The 21,993-nt window shown below is 69.3% G+C and carries 24 protein-coding genes; 14 read left to right on the top strand and 10 right to left on the bottom strand.

The window, feature by feature from the left end:
- Window positions 1-23 precede the first annotated feature (23 nt).
- The 5 genes from AR539_RS11360 to AR539_RS11340 all read right to left on the bottom strand — a co-directional run bounded on the left by AR539_RS11360 (window position 24) and on the right by AR539_RS11340 (window position 3,901).
- A complete protein-coding gene (locus tag AR539_RS11360) occupies window positions 24-422 on the bottom strand; it encodes an ankyrin repeat domain-containing protein (RefSeq protein WP_066436780.1) in 399 nt (132 codons plus the stop codon).
- The gene (gene ygfZ / locus AR539_RS11355; RefSeq protein ID WP_066436777.1) at window positions 419-1,501 is read right to left on the bottom strand and encodes a CAF17-like 4Fe-4S cluster assembly/insertion protein YgfZ; all 1,083 of its coding nucleotides are present in this window, start codon (window positions 1,499-1,501) and stop codon (window positions 419-421) included. The genes AR539_RS11360 and ygfZ overlap by 4 nt, the downstream gene beginning before the upstream one ends.
- A 22-nt stretch (window positions 1,502-1,523) precedes the next feature.
- Complete coding sequence (locus AR539_RS11350) at window positions 1,524-2,258, bottom strand: flavodoxin family protein (protein ID WP_066436770.1); 735 nt, start codon at window positions 2,256-2,258, stop codon at window positions 1,524-1,526.
- A gap of 111 nt (window positions 2,259-2,369) precedes the next feature.
- Complete coding sequence (locus AR539_RS11345; RefSeq protein ID WP_066436767.1) at window positions 2,370-2,984, bottom strand: FABP family protein; 615 nt, start codon at window positions 2,982-2,984, stop codon at window positions 2,370-2,372.
- Between the two features lie 182 nt (window positions 2,985-3,166).
- Window positions 3,167-3,901, bottom strand: coding sequence for a permease (locus AR539_RS11340; RefSeq protein ID WP_066436764.1), 735 nt, complete (start codon window positions 3,899-3,901; stop codon window positions 3,167-3,169).
- Window positions 3,902-4,155: 254 nt separating this feature from the next.
- Here AR539_RS11340 and AR539_RS11335 point away from each other — a divergent pair, with 254 nt between their 5' ends.
- The 13 genes from AR539_RS11335 to asd all read left to right on the top strand — a co-directional run bounded on the left by AR539_RS11335 (window position 4,156) and on the right by asd (window position 16,813).
- Window positions 4,156-4,854, top strand: coding sequence for a winged helix-turn-helix transcriptional regulator (locus AR539_RS11335; protein ID WP_066436762.1), 699 nt, complete (start codon window positions 4,156-4,158; stop codon window positions 4,852-4,854).
- Between the two features lie 309 nt (window positions 4,855-5,163).
- A complete protein-coding gene (gene mshD, locus AR539_RS11330) occupies window positions 5,164-6,138 on the top strand; it encodes a mycothiol synthase (protein WP_066436761.1) in 975 nt (324 codons plus the stop codon).
- 114 nt (window positions 6,139-6,252) lie between these two features.
- Window positions 6,253-8,517, top strand: a complete 2,265-nt coding sequence (locus AR539_RS11325; RefSeq protein ID WP_066436759.1) for an RNA degradosome polyphosphate kinase — start codon at window positions 6,253-6,255, stop codon at window positions 8,515-8,517.
- An 11-nt stretch (window positions 8,518-8,528) separates the two neighbouring features.
- Complete coding sequence (locus AR539_RS11320) at window positions 8,529-9,506, top strand: NUDIX hydrolase (protein ID WP_066436757.1); 978 nt, start codon at window positions 8,529-8,531, stop codon at window positions 9,504-9,506.
- Between the two features lie 94 nt (window positions 9,507-9,600).
- A complete protein-coding gene (locus AR539_RS11315) occupies window positions 9,601-11,256 on the top strand; it encodes a hypothetical protein (RefSeq protein WP_082699339.1) in 1,656 nt (551 codons plus the stop codon).
- Window positions 11,253-11,651, top strand: a complete 399-nt coding sequence (locus AR539_RS11310; RefSeq protein ID WP_066436754.1) for a GntR family transcriptional regulator — start codon at window positions 11,253-11,255, stop codon at window positions 11,649-11,651. Before AR539_RS11315 ends, AR539_RS11310 begins: the two co-directional genes overlap by 4 nt.
- Before the next feature lie 33 nt (window positions 11,652-11,684).
- The gene (locus AR539_RS11305) at window positions 11,685-12,488 is read left to right on the top strand and encodes a thymidylate synthase (RefSeq protein WP_066436749.1); all 804 of its coding nucleotides are present in this window, start codon (window positions 11,685-11,687) and stop codon (window positions 12,486-12,488) included.
- On the top strand, window positions 12,485-13,075 hold the full coding sequence (locus AR539_RS11300; RefSeq protein WP_066436746.1) for a dihydrofolate reductase: 591 nt from the start codon (window positions 12,485-12,487) through the stop codon (window positions 13,073-13,075). Before AR539_RS11305 ends, AR539_RS11300 begins: the two co-directional genes overlap by 4 nt.
- A gap of 4 nt (window positions 13,076-13,079) precedes the next feature.
- On the top strand, window positions 13,080-13,298 hold the full coding sequence (locus AR539_RS11295) for an NF038396 family protein (protein ID WP_066436744.1): 219 nt from the start codon (window positions 13,080-13,082) through the stop codon (window positions 13,296-13,298).
- A gap of 171 nt (window positions 13,299-13,469) precedes the next feature.
- Window positions 13,470-14,552: a hypothetical protein gene (locus tag AR539_RS11290; protein WP_066436741.1), complete on the top strand. Its 1,083-nt coding sequence runs from the start codon at window positions 13,470-13,472 to the stop codon at window positions 14,550-14,552.
- A gap of 9 nt (window positions 14,553-14,561) precedes the next feature.
- Entirely contained in the window at window positions 14,562-15,215 is a 654-nt protein-coding gene (locus AR539_RS11285) for a hypothetical protein (RefSeq protein ID WP_066436737.1), read from the top strand.
- Entirely contained in the window at window positions 15,202-15,603 is a 402-nt protein-coding gene (locus tag AR539_RS11280) for a hypothetical protein (RefSeq protein ID WP_066436732.1), read from the top strand. The genes AR539_RS11285 and AR539_RS11280 overlap by 14 nt, the downstream gene beginning before the upstream one ends.
- Before the next feature lie 67 nt (window positions 15,604-15,670).
- Window positions 15,671-16,813: an aspartate-semialdehyde dehydrogenase gene (gene asd, locus AR539_RS11275; RefSeq protein WP_066436729.1), complete on the top strand. Its 1,143-nt coding sequence runs from the start codon at window positions 15,671-15,673 to the stop codon at window positions 16,811-16,813.
- 4 nt (window positions 16,814-16,817) lie between these two features.
- On the opposite strand, the gene AR539_RS11270 is transcribed toward asd, so the two are convergent.
- Entirely contained in the window at window positions 16,818-17,927 is a 1,110-nt protein-coding gene (locus AR539_RS11270; protein WP_066436727.1) for a winged helix DNA-binding domain-containing protein, read from the bottom strand.
- 69 nt (window positions 17,928-17,996) lie between these two features.
- On the opposite strand from AR539_RS11270, the gene AR539_RS11265 reads away from it, so the two are divergent.
- Complete coding sequence (locus AR539_RS11265; RefSeq protein WP_066436724.1) at window positions 17,997-18,476, top strand: hypothetical protein; 480 nt, start codon at window positions 17,997-17,999, stop codon at window positions 18,474-18,476.
- A gap of 66 nt (window positions 18,477-18,542) precedes the next feature.
- Here the strand turns inward: AR539_RS11265 and AR539_RS11260 are convergent, their stop codons facing one another.
- The 4 genes from AR539_RS11260 to AR539_RS11245 form a co-directional block, all read right to left on the bottom strand.
- Entirely contained in the window at window positions 18,543-19,610 is a 1,068-nt protein-coding gene (locus AR539_RS11260; RefSeq protein ID WP_066436721.1) for a UDP-N-acetylmuramate dehydrogenase, read from the bottom strand.
- Window positions 19,611-19,674: 64 nt separating this feature from the next.
- A complete protein-coding gene (locus AR539_RS11255; protein ID WP_066436718.1) occupies window positions 19,675-20,952 on the bottom strand; it encodes an MFS transporter in 1,278 nt (425 codons plus the stop codon).
- 15 nt (window positions 20,953-20,967) lie between these two features.
- Window positions 20,968-21,420 (bottom strand): MaoC family dehydratase, encoded by a 453-nt coding sequence (locus AR539_RS11250; protein ID WP_066436716.1) that lies wholly within the window; start codon window positions 21,418-21,420, stop codon window positions 20,968-20,970.
- A gap of 2 nt (window positions 21,421-21,422) precedes the next feature.
- Window positions 21,423-21,917 (bottom strand): FAS1-like dehydratase domain-containing protein, encoded by a 495-nt coding sequence (locus tag AR539_RS11245; protein WP_066436708.1) that lies wholly within the window; start codon window positions 21,915-21,917, stop codon window positions 21,423-21,425.
- Between the last annotated feature and the right edge of the window lie 76 nt (window positions 21,918-21,993).

The raw sequence follows: 21,993 nt of genomic DNA, 5'->3' as shown, positions 1-21,993 counted from the left end.
CGCCCGCAGGCGGAGGTGACGCATCAGCCGAACAGGGCCAGGATGTCCTGCCGTTGGAACATGTGGGCGGCGGCCCGGGCCGAGGGGGCCCCGGCGTCGGGATCCGCTCCGGCGTCGACCAGCACCTGCACCACGTCGGGGTAGCCCTTGAAGACGGCCCCGGCCAGCGGCGTCTGGCCGCGGTCGTTGGCGGAGTCCGCGTCCCCGCCGTGGCTCAGGATGAGCCGGACGGTATCCGCGTGGCCGTGGTAGGCCGCCAGCATCAGCAGTGAATCCCCGGCCGCGTTGGTCATGGTCGCGGGGACACCGGCGGACAGGTAGCCGGCCAGCAGGGCCGTGTTGCCCTCGCGGGCGGCGTCGAACAGCGCGTGCGCCAGGGCCAGGGTTTCCTGGTCCGGGGCGCCGGGTTCCCCGGCGGTCACCGGGTGCCCCGCAGGAAGCCGGTCTGGCGGCCCACAACCTGTCCGGCGTCGGGAGCCACGATGAGTTCCTGTGCCGCGGTGTAGGGTTCCTCGCCGTCGAGGACGGTCAGGACTTCCTCCGGCGCCACCGAGCGTTTGACCACGGCCAGGGCGATGGGCCCCATCTCGTAGTGCTGCGCCACGGACGTCACGGTGCCCACCCGGCGTTCCCCGGAGCGGACCTCGCTGCCCACGGCGGGCATGGTGTGCTGCGAGCCGTCCAGCTGCAGGAACACCAGCCGGCGCGGCGGGTGGCCCAGGTTGTGGACCCGCGCCACGGTTTCCTGGCCCTTGTAGCAGCCCTTGTTCAGGTGCACGGCCGTGCGGAGCAGGTCGAGTTCGTGCGGAATGGTCTTGTCGTCGGTTTCGGCACCCCAGCGCGGCCGCCACGCGGCAATGCGCAGGGCCTCGGCGGCCCAGACGCCGGCGAGCGGGCGGTCGCCGACTGTGGCTTCCAGCTCGGCGGCAGGGACGAGGTATTCGAACCAGGGGCGTTCCAGCCCGGGGTGGGCGTCCTCCCCCACCACGGCGTAGGAGTAGCCGCCGGCCCCCACGTGCGGCCACGGGTCTTCCCAGGCCAGCAGCCCGGCCCATTCCGGCACCGGCCGTGTGCTTCCCAGCACGGCCCAGTCCGCCGACACGTCGGCGATCTCGACGCGCAGCATGAACTTCATTTTGTTGAACCATTCCGCCAGCGGCCCGGCCTCGGCCGCTTCGACGATCAGCCAGGTGCTGGCGCCGTCGTCCACCACCCGCGCGTCGAATTCGATCCGGCCCTGCACGCTCAACAGGAGCAGTTCGCTGGACTGCCCGGGCGTCAGGTTCGTGACCTGCTGCGAGGACAGCGTATTGAGCCAGCTCAGCCGGTCCGGCCCGGTGACGGTGACGATGCCGCGGTGGGACAGGTCCACGACGGCGGTGCCGCCGGCCAGCGCCCGCTGCTCGCGCAGCGGCTCGCCGTAGTGGGAGGCGACGCCGGCGTCAGCGCCGCCGGCCTCGACGGCGCCGGGGCGCGCCAACAGGGGGCTTTTGGTAGTCATATGTAGTAGAAGTCCTCAGTGTTCAGCGGTATTCCGGATTTTCGAAGTCAAACCTGGTTCCGGCTTTCCACGCCTCGGGCAGGTTGCCGTAGGCGGGAATGCCGCCCGCGTCCTTGAGCATCCGGGCCAGGTGCAGCAGGTTCCACGTCATGAACGTGGTGTTGCGGTTGGTGAAGTCGCTTTCCGGGCCGCCCGACCCCTCGTCGAGGTAGCTGGGGCCGGGGCCCACGGCCCCGATCCAGCCGGCGTCGGCCTGCGGCGGGATGGTGAATCCGATGTGCTGGAGGCTGTACAGGACGTTCATGGCGCAGTGCTTGATCCCGTCCTCGTTGCCGGTGATCAGGCAGCCGCCCACCTTCGGGTAAAACGCCCACTGCCCTTTGTCGTTGAGCTCGCCGGAGTGCGCGTAAAGGCGTTCGATCAGTTTCTTGGTCTGCGAGGAATTGTCGCCCAGCCAGATGGGCCCGGCCACCACCAGAATGTCCGCGTCCTTGACGGCGGGATACAGCTCGGGCCACTCATCGGTGGCCCAGCCGTGCTCGCGCATGTCCGGGTAGACGCCGCTGGCAATGTCGTGGTCCACGGTCCGGATGACACGCGTGGTGACGCCGTGTTTGTCCATGATGCCGCGGCTGACGTCGATCAGGCCCTGCGTGTTCGACGTCTCGGGGGACTTCTTGAGGGTGCCGTTGAAAAACACGGCTTTGAGGTCGCTGTAGTCGGCGGTCCCTGCGGACTGTGCGGCGGTGGCGTTCACTTTAGTGCTCCCTGCGGTCGCTTCGGACAACGGAAAAACAGTGAGGCCCCTGCCCCGGCGGCGCGTGGAGCGCCGCCCTTAGCGTGGAGCGCCGCCCTTAGCGGACCTTGGTCAGCGGACCTTGGCGAGAATGGCGGAGGCGTGCGCCTCCAGGCCGCTGCCGCCCGCAGCGCCCTTGCCCGTGGCCACATCCCAACGCCAGAGCAGGTTGCCGTCCACGAGCCCGAAGATCCGGGTGGCGGCGGTGTACTCCTTGGAGTGGCTGCCGCGCATCACCATGTCGGTGCTCAGCTGGATCTGCGGGCCCTTGATCTGGCCGTAGTACAGCTCGGAGATCCCGCCCGGGTGGGAGATCGACACGGAGATGTCGAAGCCGCCGTCCTTGTTGCGCAGGGCCTCGACCTCATCCGCGCTCTTGAGCACGGGAACGATGTCGGCCGGGATCAGGCCCGGGCCGCCGTCTTCCTCGCGCTGTTTGCGCTCAAGGGCCCAGAACCCGGTTTCCACGGTGAGGGGGCGCAGCTTGGTGCCTTCGTCGTCGGTCAGCCAGCTTTCGGCCCGGTACTGCAGGTACGGGAGGCCGTTGTGGGTGAAGGAGACGTGCTGCAGGAAGTGCTCGGAGTCCTCTTCCCCGGCCCCCAGCCGGCCCCGGCCCTCCCACTCACCAATGAGCCAGGACAGCGGGACGATTTCCGGAGTCAGATCTGTTGGAATTTCAATCGGCACAGCGGTTACCTCTGCAAACGACGGGACTCGGCGGGCGGTGGCTTCCGGTGGTTACTTCTGGCCCTTGAAGAGCCGGTACACCACAAACCCCGCAAACCAGGCCATGGCCAGGCTGGCAACGCCGAGAAGGACAAGGAAGAAGATTTCAAATGCAAGTACGGACATGATGCCATCCTAACGCGTTAGTAGATGAGTAGTTTGTCTATGAAGTAGGCCAGCGAGCCGACGGCGGAAACCGGGCCCAGCCCCATCCCGAGCGCGGCGGCGAACCCCAGCGGGGCACCGCGCAGGATCACCAGCCGGCGGAAGCTCATGAGCACCGCCCCCACCACGACGCCGACGATCGCGGCGGGGATGACGGCGATGTCGGAAAACACCAGGCCGGCGAGAGGGCCGGCCAGCCCGGCGCCGACGACGCCCAGCGGCGCCACGATCCGGTCGGGCCAGCGGATCAGGCCGGCCAGCAGCGCGATCGCGGCGCTGATCGCGGCCACCAGGACCATTTCCTGGACCCCGACGAACCGTGAGCACGCGATCCAGCCGGCACCCAGGCCAGACAGCAGGACGCCGGCGCAGGACCCCAGGGTGGACTCCAGGCGCTGGGCCTGCCCCGTGCCGCGGATCAACTGCATCACGAAGACCGCCATCACGCCCGCGGCCATAAACGCCGGTGTCCAGTCCAGGAAGCCCGGGGCGGGAAGGTAGGTCGCGGTGATGGCGGCGCCGATGCCGGGAAGGCCTATCAGCACGGCCAGGGTCTTCTTCGCGGGGATGCCGAGGAAATGCGGCCAGCCGATTCCGACGCCGGCAGCGGCGAGCACCATCACCGCCAGCAGTGCCTCCGGCGAGGAGTATGACGCGCCGACGATCGCGGCGAGTGCGGCCAGGCCGATGGCGCCGATGCTCCAAAACTTCACTGTGTACCCGGCATCTGTTTGTCGGCCATCTTTCTTCCGGTCATCGTCGTACCTTCGCTCACTGCGGACCCCGCCTCGACCTGGTCAAGGCCAGGGGGTTCGGGGCCCGACGGATCAATCCTGCCCTATATGACCGTTTTGTGTCGCAAATGGGGCGCCGGCAAGGAAGAGAACCGTGTCCGGAAAGGGGCCCTTGGGTATACTCAACTCAGCTACAGACGCCCAACGATGCGCGGACACCCCTTGGAGGAAACATGTCGCACATCCTGCTACTGACGAACAGCACCGGCTCATCGGTGGACGTACTGCCTGCACTGGAACTACTGAACCACCGGGTCCACATACTCCCCGCGGAGCCCACCGCGCTGCTGGAGACCGACCCCTGCGACATCGTCCTGCTCGACGCCCGCAAAGACCTCGTCGGCGCACGCTCCCTGACCCAGCTTCTGAAGGCCACCGGCCTCAGCGCTCCCCTGATGCTCATCCTGACCGAGGGCGGCATGGCCGCCGTGTCCTCGGCGTGGGCCGTGGACGACATCCTGCTGGAGTCCGCCGGGCCCGCCGAGGTGGAGGCCCGCATCCGGCTGGGCGTCGCCCGCGCGGCCCCCGAAGAGGACGACGCCCCCAGCGAGATCCGGGCCGCCGGCGTGGTCATTGACGAGGCCAGCTACACCGCCCGGGTCAACGGTGCACCGCTGAACCTGACCTTCAAGGAATTCGAACTGCTCAAGTACCTGGCGCAGCATCCCGGCCGGGTCTTCACCCGCCAGCAGCTGCTTACCGAGGTCTGGGGCTACGACTACTACGGCGGCACCCGCACCGTGGACGTGCACGTCCGGCGCCTCCGGGCGAAGCTCGGCGCGGACCACGAGAACCTCATCAGCACGGTCCGTAACGTCGGCTACCGCCTGACCCTGGCGCGGCACCCAGAAGAAGAGTTCACCGAGGCGTAGGCGCGCGGCGGCGTTATCTGCTTGTCGGATCGGCTTCGTGGCCGGGCTCCGGAACCAGCGCCCGTCACCCCGAAAAAAGTCCAGCACGAAAAAAGCCCCGGACCTCAGTCCGGGGCTTTTTCATTCTTCAGTGGAGGACATACGGGTCGAACGTATCGAGGCCACCCCAGTGGTGGATCCCCCTCGCATCCGGTCTCCCGGATGAGTTATCGACTATACGTAACTGACGCTTGAACTGCAAAATCGGCCCAGGCCCGGAGGCTCCGAACAGCCGTGCCCCAACAGCTCCGCACCGTATAGCCTTGCACCATGAGTCCCGCACATCCTGAAAACTGGCCCGTGCTCACCGCGAAGGGAGCTGCGGATGCGCAGCTGCTGAAGGACATCCGGGCCCTCGCGGCCGCTTCAGAGGAATCGGACGGCAACCCGCCGCTGTCCGAACAGACCCTGGTGATGCTGCGCTCCGCGGACACGGCGGGCGCCCATTCCGTCCTCACCCTCGCCCTGTACTCCCCCGACGAGACGTCCGACCCGGCTACCGCGCAGGACCTGGCCGGCGTCGCCGTCGTCGTTGAGGAACCGGACGGCACGGGCGTGGTGGAAGTCGCCGTCCACCCCAGTTACCGCAACCAGGGCGTGGCGGACCGGCTGGTCGGCGAACTCCGGGACACCCGCGGCTTCGCGGGACTCAAGGCCTGGTCGCACGGCAACCATGAGGCTGCGGCCGAGATCGCCGCGCGCTACGGCTACGGACCCGTCCGCGAGCTGTGGAAGATGCGGCTCGCCAGCGCGGCGGCGGAGCTCCCCGATGTCCCGCTGCCGGACGGAGTGACGGTGCGCACCTTCGTCCCCGGCCAGGATGAGGACGCGTGGCTCGCCGCCAACCGCGCCGCTTTCGCCCACCACCCGGAGCAGGGCAACATGACCCGCGCCGACCTGGACGCCAGGATGGCAGAGCCGTGGTTCGACCCCGCCGGATTCCTGCTGGCTGTCGACGCCGCGGACCGGATCCTCGGTTTCCACTGGACCAAGGTGCACCCCCGGCACGGCGAGCACCCCGCCATCGGCGAGGTGTACGTGGTGGGCGTGACCCCGGAGGCCCAGGGCACCGGGCTGGGCAAGGCCCTGACCGTGGCCGGGATCCGGCACCTGCAGCGCCAGGGCCTGCACGCCGTCATGCTGTACGTGGATGCGGACAACATTCCGGCCGTTTCCCTCTACCGGCGGCTGGGCTTCAGCCGCTGGGATGTGGACGTGATGTATGCCCCATTGGCGGGGCGTTAATCCAGTCGGCGGACATCTGGGCTGCGCGCGGGGAAATCTGCGCTCTCCGGGCAATGATCGCGAGTTGAATGCTTGTAAGGTTGAAGCTAAATCGCGCCAGCATTAGGAGAGACCATGCAACCGGAATCTGCCCGGACCGCCACGTCTGAGGCCGCCACGTCGAACAAACGGACCCGGCCCGCGCGAGCCCAGTTCGGTTCCTCCGAAGTGCCCGCCTCACGCGCCACCCAGGACCGGATCGACATTCCCGAATTCGCGCCGAACCTTGAGCCCGAGGGCGACTTCAGCCAGGACCGCTTCCTGGACCGGGAACTGAGCTGGCTGGCCTTCAACGCCCGGGTGCTGGAGCTCGCCGAAGACCCCAACCTGCACCTGCTGGAACGCGTCAGCTTCCTGTCCATCTTCGCGTCCAACCTGGATGAGTTCTTTATGGTCCGCGTGGCCGGGCTCAAGCGCAGGATCGCCACCGGCCTGGCCGTCCCGTCCCCGGCCGGGCTCAGCCCGGTGCAGGTGCTGGAGCAGATCAGCGAGGAAGCGCACCGCCTGCAGCAGCGCCATGCCCGCGCCTACGCCGAGCAGATCCGCCCGGCGCTGGCCTACGAGCACATCCACCTCATGCGCTGGGACGAACTCGACTCCCAGGCCAAGGACCAGCTCAGCGCCATGTTCGCCGAGAAGGTCTTCCCGATCCTCACGCCGCTGGCGGTAGACCCGGCCCACCCCTTCCCCTACATTTCGGGGCTCTCCCTGAACCTCGCCGTCGTGGTCCGCAACCCGGTCAGCGACAAGGAGCTCTTCGCCCGGCTCAAGGTCCCGGACCAGCTCCCCCGGCTGATCTCGATTGACGGCCCGCGCGCCGGCTCGGTGCCCGGCCGGGTTGCGCGCTTCATCGCCCTCGAGGAAGTCATCGCCGAACACCTGGACCAGCTCTTCGCCGGGATGGAGGTGCTGGAACACCACACGTTCCGCGTCACCCGCAACGAGGACGTCGAGGTTGAAGAGGACGACGCCGAGAACCTTCTGCAGGCGCTCGAAAAGGAACTGCTGCGCCGCCGCTTCGGCCCGCCCGTCCGGCTTGAGGTCACCAACGACATCAACCCGAACATCCTGGCTCTGCTGATCCGCGAGCTCGGCGTCGAGGAGTCCGAGGTCTACTCGGTCCCCGCCCCGCTGGACCTCCGCGGCCTCTCGGTCATTGCCGGGATCGACCGCTCGGACCTGCACTACCCCAAGCACGTCCCGCACACGTCCCGGTACCTCAACGAATCGGAGACGTCCAAAGCGGCCAACGTCTTCGCGGCGATGCGGCGGCGGGACATCCTGCTGCACCACCCCTACGATTCGTTCTCCACCTCGGTGCAGGCGTTCCTGGAACAGGCGGCCGCGGACCCCAAGGTGCAGGCCATCAAGCAGACGCTGTACCGCACCTCCGGCGACTCGCCGATCGTCGACGCCCTGATCGACGCCGCCGAGGCCGGCAAGCAGGTCCTGGCCCTCGTGGAGATCAAGGCCCGGTTCGATGAGCAGGCCAACATCTCCTGGGCCCGGAAACTGGAGCAGGCCGGCGTCCACGTGGTGTACGGCATCGTGGGCCTCAAGACCCACTGCAAGCTCTCGCTTGTGGTGCGCCAGGAAGTGGACGGCCTGCGCCGCTACTGCCACATCGGCACCGGCAACTACCACCCGCGCACGGCACGCTACTACGAGGACCTCGGCCTCCTCACGGCCAACGAGCAGGTGGGCGAGGACCTGTCGCGGCTCTTCAACCAGCTCTCCGGCTACGCCCCGAAATCGACGTTCAAGCGGCTCCTCGTGGCGCCCCGCTCCGTACGTTCCGGGCTCATCGACCGGATCGAAACCGAGATCCGCAACGCCCGGGCAGGCCTCGCCGCCCGGGTCCAGATCAAGGTGAACTCGATGGTGGACGAGGCCATCATCGATTCCCTCTACCGGGCCTCGCAGGCCGGCGTCCCGGTGGACATTGTTGTCCGCGGCATCTGCTCCCTTCGCCCGGGCGTGCCCGGTCTCAGCGAGAACATCACGGTGCGCTCCGTGCTGGGCCGCTTCCTGGAGCACTCCCGCGTCTTCGCCTTCGCCAACGCCGGGGACCCGGTGGTCTACATCGGCTCGGCGGACATGATGCACCGCAACCTGGACCGCCGGGTGGAAGCCCTGGTGCAGCTCACCAGCGGGGACGACACGAACTACGTCATGGACCTGCTGCGCCGGTACATGGACCCCGCCACCGCCAGCTGGCACCTGGACAACCAGGGCGAATGGACCCGGCACCACCTCGCCGAGGACGGCCAGAACCTTGAAGACATCCAGTCGTGGCTGCTTAACTCCCGCTCGCGGCAGCGCTCTGCAGGGCTGCGGTAGGGGCTTTGGCATTGAGTAGCGATGCACTGGTCGCCGACCAGACGGACCACCCCGGCGAGGACATCGCGGTGGTGGCGGCAGGGGCGCTGCCGTGGCGCCTCAACGGCGGCGACCAGGCCAAACTGGAGGTCCTGCTGATCCACCGCCCGCGGTACGACGACTGGTCCTGGCCCAAGGGCAAGATCGATCCCGGCGAGACGGTGCCCGAGTGCGCCGCCCGCGAGGTCAGGGAAGAGATCGGGCTGACCGCACCCCTGGGCATCCCGCTGCCGTCCATCCACTACCACGTCGCCGCGGGGCTGAAGGTGGTCCATTACTGGGCGGTGGACGTCGACGGCGCCGCCCTGCTGCCGGACGGCAAGGAAGTGGACAGCGTCATGTGGTGCTCGCCGGAGCGGGCGGCCCGGCTGCTCAGCAACCCGAGCGACGTCACCCCGCTGGAACACCTGGCCGACGCCCACGCTCGCGGCGAACTGAAGACGTGGCCCCTGGTGGTGGTGCGCCACGCCAAGGCCAAACCCCGCTCGTCCTGGTCCAAGGCTGAAGGTGACCGGCCCCTGGCCGCCACCGGGATGCGGCAGGCCCAGGCGGTGGGAAGGCTCCTGCAGGCGTGGAAGCCCAAGCGCGTCGTTTCCAGCCCGTGGCTCCGCTGCGTGGCCACGATCGCGCCCTACGCCAAGGCGACCGATGCGAAGGTGAAGCTGAATGAAGCCCTCACCGAGCACCGGCACAACCGCCACCCGCACAAGACCGCCGCCGCCGTCGAAGGCCTTTTCGACAAGCAGCGGCCCGTGGCAATGTGCACGCACCGCCCGGCCCTTCCCACGGTGTTCGCCCAGCTGGGCAAGCACATGGGCCCCCGGCTGCGCGCGCTGCTGCCGGACGCCGACCCGTACCTGGCCCCCGGCGAGATTGTGGTCTGCCATGTGGCGCACCACAGCAAAGACAAAGTGGTCGCGGTGGAACGGTTCCGTCCCTTCGACGACTGAGGTCCTTGACCGGAGTTCCTGCCGGCCGTAGTTTTGTATCAAACACTTGATACATTGCCGCTGATGTATTGCCGCAGGATCTTTGGGGGATTTCATGCCGCTGCCAGCCAGTCTGCCCGCGTTGCTGTTGCTCGGCCCTCTCCTTGCCGCCCTGGTGGTCTACGTGGTGCTGCGCTGGGTGGTCCGGGCGCCGACGACGGGAACCTCGCCGTCGTCGGTGTCGGACCACGCACTATGGGTGGGCGTCATCGGCTGGCTGGCCAGTTCCCTCCAAGGTGCGATGAACCTGGGCATCATTCCGGCGGACCCCATGGCCGGCGGCCTGACCCGTGCGGAGACCATTGCCCCGGCATTGCTGTGGCCGGTCCTGGGCTGCCTCACCGTGCACGCCCTGGGCCAGCTCACCTACCCGGGCCCGCGCAGGCTGCGGCGGCAGGCCGTCCTGTCCTTCCGCCGCATCCGCGACTTCCTGCCCCGCAGGCTGGCCCTCACCACGGCGGCCATCTTCCTGATAGCCGGCGCCGCCATCGCCCGGGCGTCCGCCCTTCCCGGTTTCGCGGCCGTGGCGCCCACCACGGTCCGCGACGGACCCAACACTTACAGCTACTACAGCGGCGGCGGTGAGGGCCGCATCCCCGGGCCGGAACTGGCCGGCTGGCTGGGCGGTGCCCTGCTGGTGCTGGCCGGCGGGACGTGGCTGGTGCTGTGGCTGATAGCCGGCCGCCGCCAGCTGGAGTGCCTCGACGCCGCCGACAACGCCGTGCTGCGGACCATCGCCATGAACCGGCTGCTGCGGACGGTGGCCACCGTGGCGGCCGGCCTCGGCGGGATCGCGGGGAACTTCGCGGCACGGCCCGACCCTGCGCTGGGCCCGCAGTCCTGGACAAACCCGGCCGCACTGGCGGGCATGGCGGTGCTGCTGGTCATGTGGCGCTGGCAGCCGCCGCGGCTCGCCGCCGCCGGGCTCGGCGTGCGGAACCGCCCGGAGGCAGGGAACGCCACCGGCCGGCAGCACCCGGCGGCTACCCTGGTTTCCTCCCTCGGCGTGCTGCTGGGCCTGGCGGCCGCGGCGCCTCTGGTTGCCGGTGCCTTCCTGGCCCAGGCCCTCGCGGCGGTGGGCGGCAGCGGCAGCCTTGCCGGCGTGGTGGCGCTGATGGCCGCCCTGGTGCTGCTGGTCATTGCCGCCGGCGAGGTCCTGCTGCACCGCAACCACGGACGCCCGGACGCACCGCGGCCCTGGCCCCGGCAGCCGGTGAGCCCGGCCCTCCTGACCACCGCCGTGCTGGCGCTGCTGGCCTTCCTCGTCGTTCTGGCGGTCACGGCCGCGGGGCAGGCCCGGCTCGGGGCGGCCCCGGACTGGGTACCGGCCCTGCTGCTGACGGCGGGCGTGGGCGCCCTGGCCCTGCCGGCACTGCTCCTGGCCCGCCGCCGCCGGGGCATCCCCGGCGCCCCCGCCGGCCTCGACACGGCACTGCGCGCCATCACGGTCCACCGGGTGGTGCGGACCCTCGCGGCCACCCTCACCGCCCAGGCGGCTGCCCTGCTGCTGACCCAGAGCAACGCCTGGGCCGAGGTACTGGGCCGGGCAGCTTTCGGGGAGACGGACCCCGCCGCCACATCCTGGTGGCCGGCGATCGCGGCCGGCGCCGTCCTTGGCGTCGCAGCGACTGTCATCGCCGTCATCCCGGTGCGCTCCCTGGCCCGGCCGGCTCCTGCCCCTCCCCTGCCGAGGAAGGAAGTCTCGGCGTGAGCGCCGGGATCTCCGTGGATCTGGGTTCGGCCACCCCGCCGTACGAGCAGATCCGGGCGCAGGTGTCCTCGCTTATCGCCATCGGTGCACTCGCCCCGGGCGCCCGGCTGCCGACGGTCCGGCGCCTGGCGGCCGATCTCGGCATCGCCGCCGGCACTGTTGCCCGGGCCTACCGGGAGCTGGAACAGTCGGGGCTGATCGAAACGCGGCGGCGCAACGGCACCGTGGTCGCCGGAACGCAAGCAGCCCTCCCCCGGCCCGAAGCCCTGGCGACCGACGCCGGGACCGTGACCGCCGCCGTCGACCGCTACATTGCGGAAGGCCGAAAGGCCGGACTGGACGACGCCGCGCTCCTTGCTGTCCTGCGGACGAGGCTCGGCCAGGGCGACGGATAAGGACGCAAAGCCAGTTCTCAGTAGACTGGGACGGTGAGCATTCCAACGCCCTATGAAGACCTGCTGCGCGATGTCCTGGAACACGGCACGCACAAATCGGACCGGACCGGGACCGGCACGCTGAGTGTGTTCGGCCGCCAGATGCGGTTCGACCTCAGCAAAAGCTTCCCGCTGATCACCACCAAACGCGTGCACTTCAAGTCCGTCGCCGTGGAACTGCTCTGGTTCCTCCGCGGGGACACGAACGTCAAATGGATGCAGGACCAGGGCGTCACCATCTGGAACGAATGGGCGGATGCCGACGGCGAACTCGGCCCGGTCTATGGCGTGCAGTGGCGCTCCTGGCCCACGCCCGACGGCGGCCACATCGACCAGATCGCCGAGCTGATCGAGAACCTCAAGTCCAACCCGGATTCCCGCCGGCACATCGTCTCGGCCTGGAACGTCGCCGAACTCAAGGACATGGCCCTGCCGCCCTGCCACGCGTTCTTCCAGTTCTACGTCGCCGACGGCAAACTGTCCTGCCAGCTCTACCAGCGGTCCGCCGACACCTTCCTGGGCGTCCCGTTCAACATTGCCTCCTACGCCCTGCTGACCTGCATGATCGCCCAGCAGACCGGCCTGGAACCGGGCGAATTCGTCTGGACCGGAGGCGACGTGCACATCTACGACAACCACATGGACCAGGTTCTCAAGCAGCTCGCCCGCGAGCCCTACGAGTACCCCCAGTTGAAGATCACCCGCAAACCGGCGTCGATCTTCGACTACACCCTCGATGACTTCGAGGTGCTCGGATACCAGCACCACCCGACGATTAAGGCCCCCATCGCCGTATGAGCAACGAGACCAGCCACACTCCAGAACCCGCCGACTTCACCGAGGCAGTCCGCGGCACCGCCACCGGCCTCGGCGTTGTCTGGGCCCAGACCAGCACCGGCGTTATCGGCAAGGACGGCAGCATGCCGTGGCGCCTGCCCGAGGACATGCAGCACTTCACCCGGCTCACCATGGGCCACCCGGTGGTCATGGGCCGCAAGACCTGGGAATCCTTCCCCGACAAGTACCGGCCCCTCCCCGGGCGGACGAACATCGTCATCACCCGGCAGGAAGGGTGGGGCGAAACGCCGGCGGCGGAAGGCGCCATCGTGGTCAAGTCCCTGGACGACGCGCTCCTGGAATCCCAGTTCGCGCCCGGCCACGAAATGGTCTGGATCATTGGCGGCGGCAAGATCTACGCGCAGTCCATGGACCTGGCCAACGTCGCCGTCATCACCACCATCGACACCACCACCGAGGGCGACACGTTCGCCCCGGAGCTCGGCTACGACTGGACCATGGGTGCGAGCCAGCCGGAAAACGGCTGGGAAACCGCCGAAAACGGCACCCGCTACCGCATCACCGTGTGGCGCCGAAATGAAGGTTAAGGACATGCTGCAGAAACCCGAAACCCTCTTTGTCCTTGGCTACATGCTGCTTCCGCTGCTGGCGCTCCTGTCCGCGATCGTGGGGCTGACCATGATCCTGGGCGGCAACAAGATTGTCGGCGCGATCGTGCTGGTGGTGGTGACGCAGGCGTTCGCGTTCGGCGCCTTCTTCGCGCTCCGGAAGCGCAAGCACGCGCTGCTGGCAGAGCGCACCGGCGAATAGCACCGCCGCCGCGCTGCCCGATGTGTCGCAGCCGCCGCCGATGGGGAGATCACCCCATCGCCGGCCGCCGGGGTTCCGGCTACATTGGTGCCGGTTAGATACGCACACCGCAATGCACCGGGTCCCGCACGACGCCGGTTAGGCTGATGCAGGTAAAAGGGGGATGCCGCTATGGCAGGAAACTTATGGGGCGCCGACGTCGCCCAGCTGCGGACACTCGCACAACAGTTCGGCAAGACGTCCGAGACGCTGCTGCAGCAGTCCACCACCTTGACGTCGGCCATTAACGGCAACACTGCGTGGAAGGGGGCCGACGGCGCCCGCTTCAAGACGGAGTGGAACGGCAGCCACCGGGCCCTTATCCAGAAGACCGCGATGGCGCTCAAGGAAGAGTCCAAGCGGCTGATGACCCACGCGGAGCAGCAGGAGAAGGCCAGCAACGCGGCGTTCGGGGCCGGCGGCGGGCCGCTGCTCAGCCCCGGCGGCAACGGGACCAGCGCGGGCGCGCTCATCGGCGGGGCGCTGCTCGGCGGCATCGGCGGGCTCCGCGCCGCCATGCAGATCCAGAAGTACCTCAAAGCACCGCTGACCCTCGCCAAGCATGCAGGGCAGCTGGGCTGGGTGCTGAAAAACCAGCGTGCCGACTTCATCAAGTCCTTCATCCAGGGCACGCACCGGATCGGCGGCCCCGGCTTCGCGCCGCACCGCCTGCTCAGCAACCCCGCCCTCGATGACCTGTTGAAGGGCTCCGCCGCTGCCAACCGCGGCCTCGCCGCGATCGACAAGGCGTCCGACGTCGTCTCGCTGCGGAACCTGAACAAGTACATCGGGCCGCTGGGGAAGTTCGAGGGATTCTTCGCCGAGAAGCCCTGGCTCGGTGCCGGGACCAAACTGGAGTGGCTCGGCAAGTCCGGGCTTGCGCGGGGCCTCGGCTGGGCCGGGATCGGCTTCAGCGCCGTCGACTCGGTGCGGAGTTTCGCCGACGGTGACGTCAAGGGCGGCATGGCCAGCGCGGGCAAGGGACTGCTCGGCGTCGGCTGCTTCCTGCCGCCGCCCGCGGGAACCGTCTGCCAGGTGGCCAGCGTCGGAATTGCCGTGTACGAGAACTGGGACACCATCTCCAGCGTCGGCCAGAACATCGGCGAAGGCATCGTTGACGCGGTGAAGGACCCCGGCGAGTTCGTCAGCGACGCGGCGGACAGTGTGAAAGATGCAGGCAAATCCGTGGCCGGATTCTTCGGCTTCGGGGACTAGGAGACCCACATGACCGTCCAGGACCAGACCCAGCAGGAGGCGCGGCTCGGCGTCGACGTGATCGGCTTCGGCGTGGGCGAATTCGCCTACCTGCTCAACATGTTCGAGGGCCCCGCACGGGACCGTTCGGTCAGCGTCTTCCGCGCCCAGGACATGGTGGACGACGTGACCCTGTCCACCGCGGGCGCCTCGTCCCTGATGGCCCGCGACATGGCCACCATCGACGACGACGGCGACCTGGGCGTCACCGGCGTCGCCGCCGCCGTGGCCACGGCCCTTGGCCAGGCCACCCGGTGGACGGAAGTGTCCCTGCTCACCGGGGACACCATGGACAACGTGGTGCTGATTGAAGCCCCCGGCGTGGCGCTGATGCTGCAGCCGCGGCTGCTGGGGACGTGGTTCGTCTTCGCCCAGGACCCGTCGATCAGCTCCGCCGAGGCGACCCTCCGGGTGGTGCGCCAGCACGTCGAGCAGAACCACGGCGGCTCCGCCTACCTGGTCTTCAAGACCCTCGACGCCGAACACCACCTGCTGGTACGGCGTGACGGAGAGACCTGGACCACGGGCATCCCCGATTTCGCCACCGACCAGGTCGCGGAGACCGAAGGCCTGGACGATGCCGCCCTGCTGCGCGCCATGGAGGAGTCCCGTGGCCAGGCGTAGCCAGGACACGCCCCAGGAGCCCGGCTACACGCCCGGACGCCCCGGCGATGAAAGCCTGATCCACCGCCGGGACGCTAACGGCCAACTGACGGCGTACACCCCGGAGGAATACGGGGTCCGCAAAGACGACGGCCACGGGCTGGTCAAACCCGTGAACTCCTCCGGCGGGCTGCTCTTCCTGTCCATCCTCGCCTCCCTCTTCGCCGGCGGGGTCGCGTACGGCCTGGTCCGGATCGCGATCGACGGCACCTGGGAAATCCTGGGTGACATCTGGTGGACCATCCCGGCCGGAATCCTGGTCCCGCTGGTCGCCTGGACGAGCTACGCCAAGGAGCGCAAGGCCGAGAAGCTGCGCCAGGCCCGGAACCTGCCCCGCCCGGTTGAATAGCTGCCGGTCAGCCGGGCCGGAACGTAACCGACTGCGCGCCCCGGCCGGCAAAGTCTAAACTGGGCCCATGACTACAGCAGCTATCCCGTCCGTTGGCCTGGTCGGTTGGCGCGGCATGGTCGGTTCCGTCCTGATGCAGCGCATGCAGGACGAAGGCGACTTCGCCGGCATCAACCCGGTCTTTTTCTCCACCTCGAACGCCGGAGGTGCCGCCCCTTCCTTCGCTGGTTCTGCCGGGGGCGACGCCGGCAAGCTCGAAGACGCGTTTGACATCGAGACCCTCGCCAAGCTGCCGATTATTGTCACCGCCCAGGGCGGCGACTACACGAAGCGGGTCCACGGGGAGCTGCGCAGCCGCGGCTGGGACGGGCTGTGGATCGACGCCGCCTCCACCCTGCGCATGAACGACGATTCGATCATCGTGCTGGACCCGATCAACCGCGACGTCATCGACAAGGGCCTGGTCAACGGCACCAAGGACTTCATCGGCGGCAACTGCACCGTCTCCTGCATGCTGATGGGCCTCGGCGGGCTGTTCAAGAACGGCCTCGTCGAATGGGGCACCTCCATGACGTACCAGGCAGCCTCCGGCGGCGGCGCCCGGCACATGCGCGAGCTGCTGAACCAGTTCGGCACGCTCAACGCCCACGTCAGCACGGAACTGGACGACCCGGCGTCGGCCATCCTGGACATTGACCGCAAGGTCCTGGCCCACCAGCGCACCGGCATCGACGCCACCCAGTTCGGCGTCCCGCTGGCCGGAAGCCTGATCCCCTGGATCGACGCGGACCTCGGCAACGGCCAGTCCAAGGAAGAGTGGAAAGCCGGCGTGGAGACCAACAAAATCCTGGGCACCTCCGGCGACGAGCAGATCATCATGGACGGGCTGTGCGTCCGGATCGGCGCCATGCGCTCACACTCCCAGGCGCTCACCCTCAAGCTCCGCGAGGACCTCTCCGTGGCTGAGATCGAGAAGCTCCTCGACGCGGACAACCAGTGGGCCAAGGTGGTGCCCAACACCAAGGAAGCGTCCATGGCGGACCTCACCCCCGTCGCCGCCTCCGGCACCCTCGACATCCCCGTGGGCCGCATCCGCAAGCTGGAGATGGGCCCGCAGTACATCAGCGCCTTCACCGTCGGCGACCAGCTGCTGTGGGGCGCGGCAGAACCGCTCCGCCGCATGCTGAAGATCGCCACCGGCACCCTCTAGGCCCCTAAAGCGGACCGAGGAACCTCCGGTACTTCGCGGCCTGCAGCTCAAAGGATCTTTGGGCGGCAGGCCGCAGCCCGTTAACGTCGTCGAACGGCTGGGAAACCACCATCATGGAGCCGCGGCTGCGGGAGGCCTCCCAAGTGCCCACCACCTGGCCCCCGGAGACAATCGTCTTCCGGAAGACCCCGTTGCCGCCGGGCACGATCTTGTCCGCATGCTGGGGCGGCAGCACCAGGGACCGGTCCGTGTAGCCGAGCACGAATTCGTCGAACCCGGGCAGCGCCAGCACCAGGCGTCCCGCCGGGACCCCGTCCTCGAGAAGCGCGGCGGTCTCCGGGGAGAGCCAGTAGGCCGTTCCCTCGAATCCCAGCCCCACCAGCTGGTCCTTCACCCGGGCCAGCGCCGCGCGGACCTCCGTCAGGGGGATGCCGGACCACCAGGAAAAGTCCCGTTCCGTGGCGGGCCCGTGGCTGCGCAGGTAGCGGAGCAGCCATTCGGCGACGCCGTCCGCCCGGTCCAGGGTCCGCGAGCCGGTGATCCAGTCGTCGAAGGCCACCACCAGCTGCTGGTTGCCGGCCAGCGGCCCCAGCACCAGCCGGCCCTGCTGGCACAGCGCGCCCAGCAGGTGGATGCCGCGCTGGCCGGCCGTGGACTGGCCGGCCCGCTCGAAGGCCTGGAAGAGTTCCGCCCGGCTGGCCGCTGCCCCGCCGGAGACCAGCTGCAGTGCCGTGTCCCCCGCAACGTGGAGGTCCGCGGCCGTGATGCCAAGCTCCCGGTGGCGCCCGGCCAGGCCCCGGATGAGCCGGCCGGACGTAATGGACAGCATCCATCGCAGGTCCTCGGGGGCCACCAGGTGCAGCGTCCCGCGCATGGGCCACGACCGGACGATTTCGCCCCGGTCGATGGCGCCGCGGACATCCGCCGCGCGGGAGCCCGGCAGCCGCTGGCCCACGGCCCAGAGAGCGGCCTGCAGGTCCTGCGCCTGCATCGCGGTCATCCAGCGCACGGCCGCGGCGGCGCTGCGGAACCCGGACCCCGCCAGGCCCTGCGAGGCCAGCCGCAGCCGGCCAAGGATCCCCCGGCTGAGCCGGGCACGTCCCGTGGGTCTCATGCCTTCATGCTAGGACGCCTTCCGGACGGTTCCCAGCCACCTTCCAGCCGGACTGCCTACCCTTGATGGATGACCATGAGTGAGATGTGGCCGCTGCTGCGGCCCCTGAGCAGGAAGCTGGCCCTGGTGGGCTGGGCTTCCAGCGCCGCCGGCATGGCCGCCGGGCTCGCCATTGCCATCGCCAGCGGAACGCGGCTCTCGCCCATGATGAACGCCCTGCAGGCGGTCGCCGTGGCGTCCATGGCCGTGGCGGTGGCCAGCTTCGTCACAGCGGCCTCCCTGCAGCCGCGCCGAACGGCGCAGACCCCTCCCGACCCGCGCGACGGCTACGATTCCGGCGGCCTTCCGGACACCGTCCAGAGCTTCCTGCTCGGCTCCCTGGCGCTGCTGGCCGGGGCCGTGGTCTTCGCCCTCGCCGGGCTGGTGCTCCGCAGCGGCCCCAGCGCCCAGTCTGTGGCGTTCTGCCAGGTGTTCTTTCTGGGCGCGGCAGCATCCGGCTTCACGTTTATGCTCTTCAGCAGGGTGGCCCCGCAGCGCGGCCGGAACTGACCGGGCGTTCCCGCCCCGCAGGGAGCTCGCCAGGGAGGGTTCCCCTAGAGCTCGGCTAGAGCTCGGCTAGAGCTCGACGCCGATGAGCAGCGGTTCCGGGTGCAGCTCGATCCCAAAACGTTCGGCGACGCCCCGCCGCACCTCGCGGGCGATGGCCAGCAGGTCCGCGGTGCTCGCGTTGCCCCTGTTGGTGATGGCCAGGGTGTGTTTGGTGGACAGCGAGGCCCGTCCGCCGGAGACGCTGCCGGGGTCCAGCCCGAATCCTTTGCCGTAGCCGGCCTGGTCGATCAGCCAGGCCGCGGAGAGCTTGGTCATCCCGTCGGCGCCGCCCGGGTACCGGGGAGCATCCTCCGGCAGGCCGGCGGCCACCTCCGAAGGGACAATCGGGTTCGTGAAGAAGGAGCCCGTGGAGTAGGTGTCCCGGTCCTCCGCGTCCCACACCATGCCCTTGGACGCCCGCAGCCGCAGCACCTCGCGCCGGACATCGTTGGAGTATGCGCGCTGGCCGGCCTCGACGCCGAGGGCGCGGGCCAGCTCGGCGTAGCGGATGGGGGCGCTCATCCGGCCGAGGGGAAGCTGGAACTCGACCGTCAGCACCACGTAGCGCGGGGACCCGTCCACCGTGGTCTGCTTGAGCAGGGAGTCGCGGTAGCCGAACTTGAGCTCCGAATTGGTGAAGGTCTGCACGGTGTTGTGGTGCCGGTCCCAGGTCCGCACGGCGGCGATGGTCTGGGAGACGTCCGAGCCGTACGCGCCGACGTTCTGGACCGGGGTGGCGCCTGTGGCGCCGGGGATGCCGGAGAGCGCCTCGATGCCGGACCACGCGTGCCGCACGGCGTGCTCCACCAGGGCGTCCCAGTTGTGCCCGGCCTGGACCACGACGGCCACGCCGCCGCAGGAGTCCTCTGCGTTGACGGTGAACCCCTCCGAGGCGATTTTCAGCACGGTGCCGGGGAACCCGTCGTCGGACACCAGCAGGTTGGAGCCGCCGCCAAGGATCAGCAGCGGCGTACCGGCGGCGTCAGCCGAGCGGACGGCGTCGATGATTTCCGCCTCGGTGCGGGCTTCGATGAAGCTGCCGGCGGGGCCGCCGACGGCGGCCGTGGTCAGGGCGGAAAGCAGTGTCTGGGTCACCCGTCCAGCCTATCCGGGGAACGGTGAAGTCCCCTAAGCGGCGCCCGACGCCGGGCGCCGGGAGTCAGCTGAGTTTCCGGGCCACCGGGGACAGCAGGAAGCTGACCACCAGCATCACCATCACGGCCAGCAGCGAGTGCAGGATGCCGACGTGTTCCGCCAGCAGGCCCAGGAGGGGCGGGCCGCAGAGGAACGCGCCGTACCCGATCGTGGAGACGACGGAAACCCGCGCCGCGGCCTTGACGGGATCGTCGGCGGCGGCGGACATGCCCACCGGGAAGCCCAGCGATGCGCCCAGGCCCCACACCGCCAGCGCCACATAGGCCACCCATGGCGCCGGCGCAAAGACGAACAGGCCCAGGCCCAGCACGGCCAGGGCGGCGCACCAGCGCATCACCGGGACGCGGCCGAAGCGGTCCAGGACCACCGTGCCCGCGAACCGGCCGATGGTCATGAACGTGACGAAGAGCCCGTACCCGGCGGCCCCGGCGGCGTCGGACTGGCCGTGGCCGTCGGCGAGCGCCAGCGCCACCCAGTCCCCCGCCGCGCCCTCGGCCAGCGCGAGCCCCAGCACCAGGACCCCCAGCAGGAGGGTGCGGCGGTCCCGCCAGGCCTGGGCGATCTGGCGCTTGTTGTCGAGCGGCTCCTCCGTCCGGTCCGTGGCCGCCCCGATGACCGGGATCGGTCCGGTGGAGGGGTCCTCGAAGGTGTCGGGTTTGGACGGCTTGAAGCTCTGCCCGCCCCCGGCCGGGGTGATGTCGGCGCGGAACCAGGCCGCTGCCGTGGCCACGGAGCCGCCCACCAGCAGCCCCGCAGCGGTGAAGTGCACGAACACGGGCAGCCCGGTTCCCGCGGCCCAGGCGCCCGCCGCGGCGCCGGCGACGGTGCCTAGGCTGAACGCCCCGTGGAGCCTGGGCATGATGTGTCGGCGGACGGCACGTTCCACGGCGGCGCCCTCCACGTTGGAGGCCGTGTTCCAGCTGGCGGTGCCGAGGCCGATCACCGCCAGCCCGGCGGCAACCACCAGCGGGTTGACCAGGACGGAGGTCCCCAGGCCCGCCAGGACCAGCCCGGCGCCCACCATGATGCTGCCGATCCGGATGGTCTGCTTCGACCCAAACCGCAGGACGATCAGCCCGGACGCGGAGACCGAGATGAAGGACCCCAGGGTCATGCAGAGCAGCAGCAGCCCGATGTTCGCCGGGGTCAGGTCCAGCCCGTCACGGATGGCCGGCAGCCGGGACACCCAGGTGGCGAAGGCGATGCCGCTGACCGCGTAGGCCGTCACCACGGCGTTCCGCCAGTGCGTGACTTCCACGGACTGGCCGGTACGCACGCTCACCGCATCGCCATAGGGTCAGGCCAGCCTGACGACGGCCTGGGCCTTCATCAGCACTTTCTGCCCGGCCGAGACGACCGTCAGGTCAACGCGGGCGGTTCCGGCGTCGGCGTCGAGCGCCCCGATGGCGCCGCTGACCTCGATCACCGCGCCGGCGTCCGCGGTGCCGGTGGTGTCGGCCACCGGGACGGGCTTGGTGAAGCGGGTCTGGAAGTCCACGACGGCGGCGGGGTCGCCGGCCCAGTCGCTGACGAGCTGGACGGCGGAGCCCATGGTGAACATGCCGTGCGCGATCACGCCGGGGAGCCCCACGCCGGTGGCGAAGGCCTCGTTCCAGTGGATGGGGTTGAAGTCGCCGGAGGCGCCGGCGTACTTGACCAGGTCCGTGCGGGTGACGTCAATGCTGCGGCTGCCGATGTCCTGGCCGACGGTGAGTTCTGCGACTTTGGGAGCAAAATATTCTGTGCTCATGGCTACTGTCCCTCTCCGCGGACCAGGATGGACGACGTGGTGGTGGCGACGGCTTCCCGCGCGCCGGTTGCGGCGTCGCCGGCACCGGCTGATGCGGTTTCGGCGGCAAGGGCGAAGATCTCCGCGCGGGTGGTGATCATGGCTCCGCCGCCCATCGCGCGGACGCCGTCGACGTGCAGTTCCGCGACCAGCCGGTCCCCCGCCACAATCGGACGGTGGTGGATGAAGCGCTGGTCCGCGTGGACCACGCGGGAGAAGTCGATGCCGGAGGCGGGATCCTCGATCAGCTGGGCGTCCGCCCGCTGCGCCACGATGATGGCGAACGTCGGGGGCGCCACCAGGTCGCGGTGTCCCAGCGCCGTAGCAGCCTCCACCTCGAAGTGGGCGGGGTGGGTGGCCTTGACCGCGCGGGCGAACTCGCGGATTTTCTCGCGGCCGACGTCGTACACCTCGTGGGCAGGGTAGCTGCGCCCCTGCAGATCCGGATTGATAGTCATGGTTCCAGCCTAGCGCCCGGCCCCCGGCGGCCCGCGCCGATGACAGCGGCACCACCAGCATGACAAAACTACGGTA

The sequence above is a fragment of the Arthrobacter sp. EPSL27 genome, assembly GCF_001512305.1.
Classification (GTDB): Bacteria; Actinomycetota; Actinomycetes; order Actinomycetales; family Micrococcaceae; genus Arthrobacter.
The sequence above is the reverse complement of the archived record's forward strand: the minus strand, read 5'-3'. Positions and strand labels throughout refer to the sequence as shown.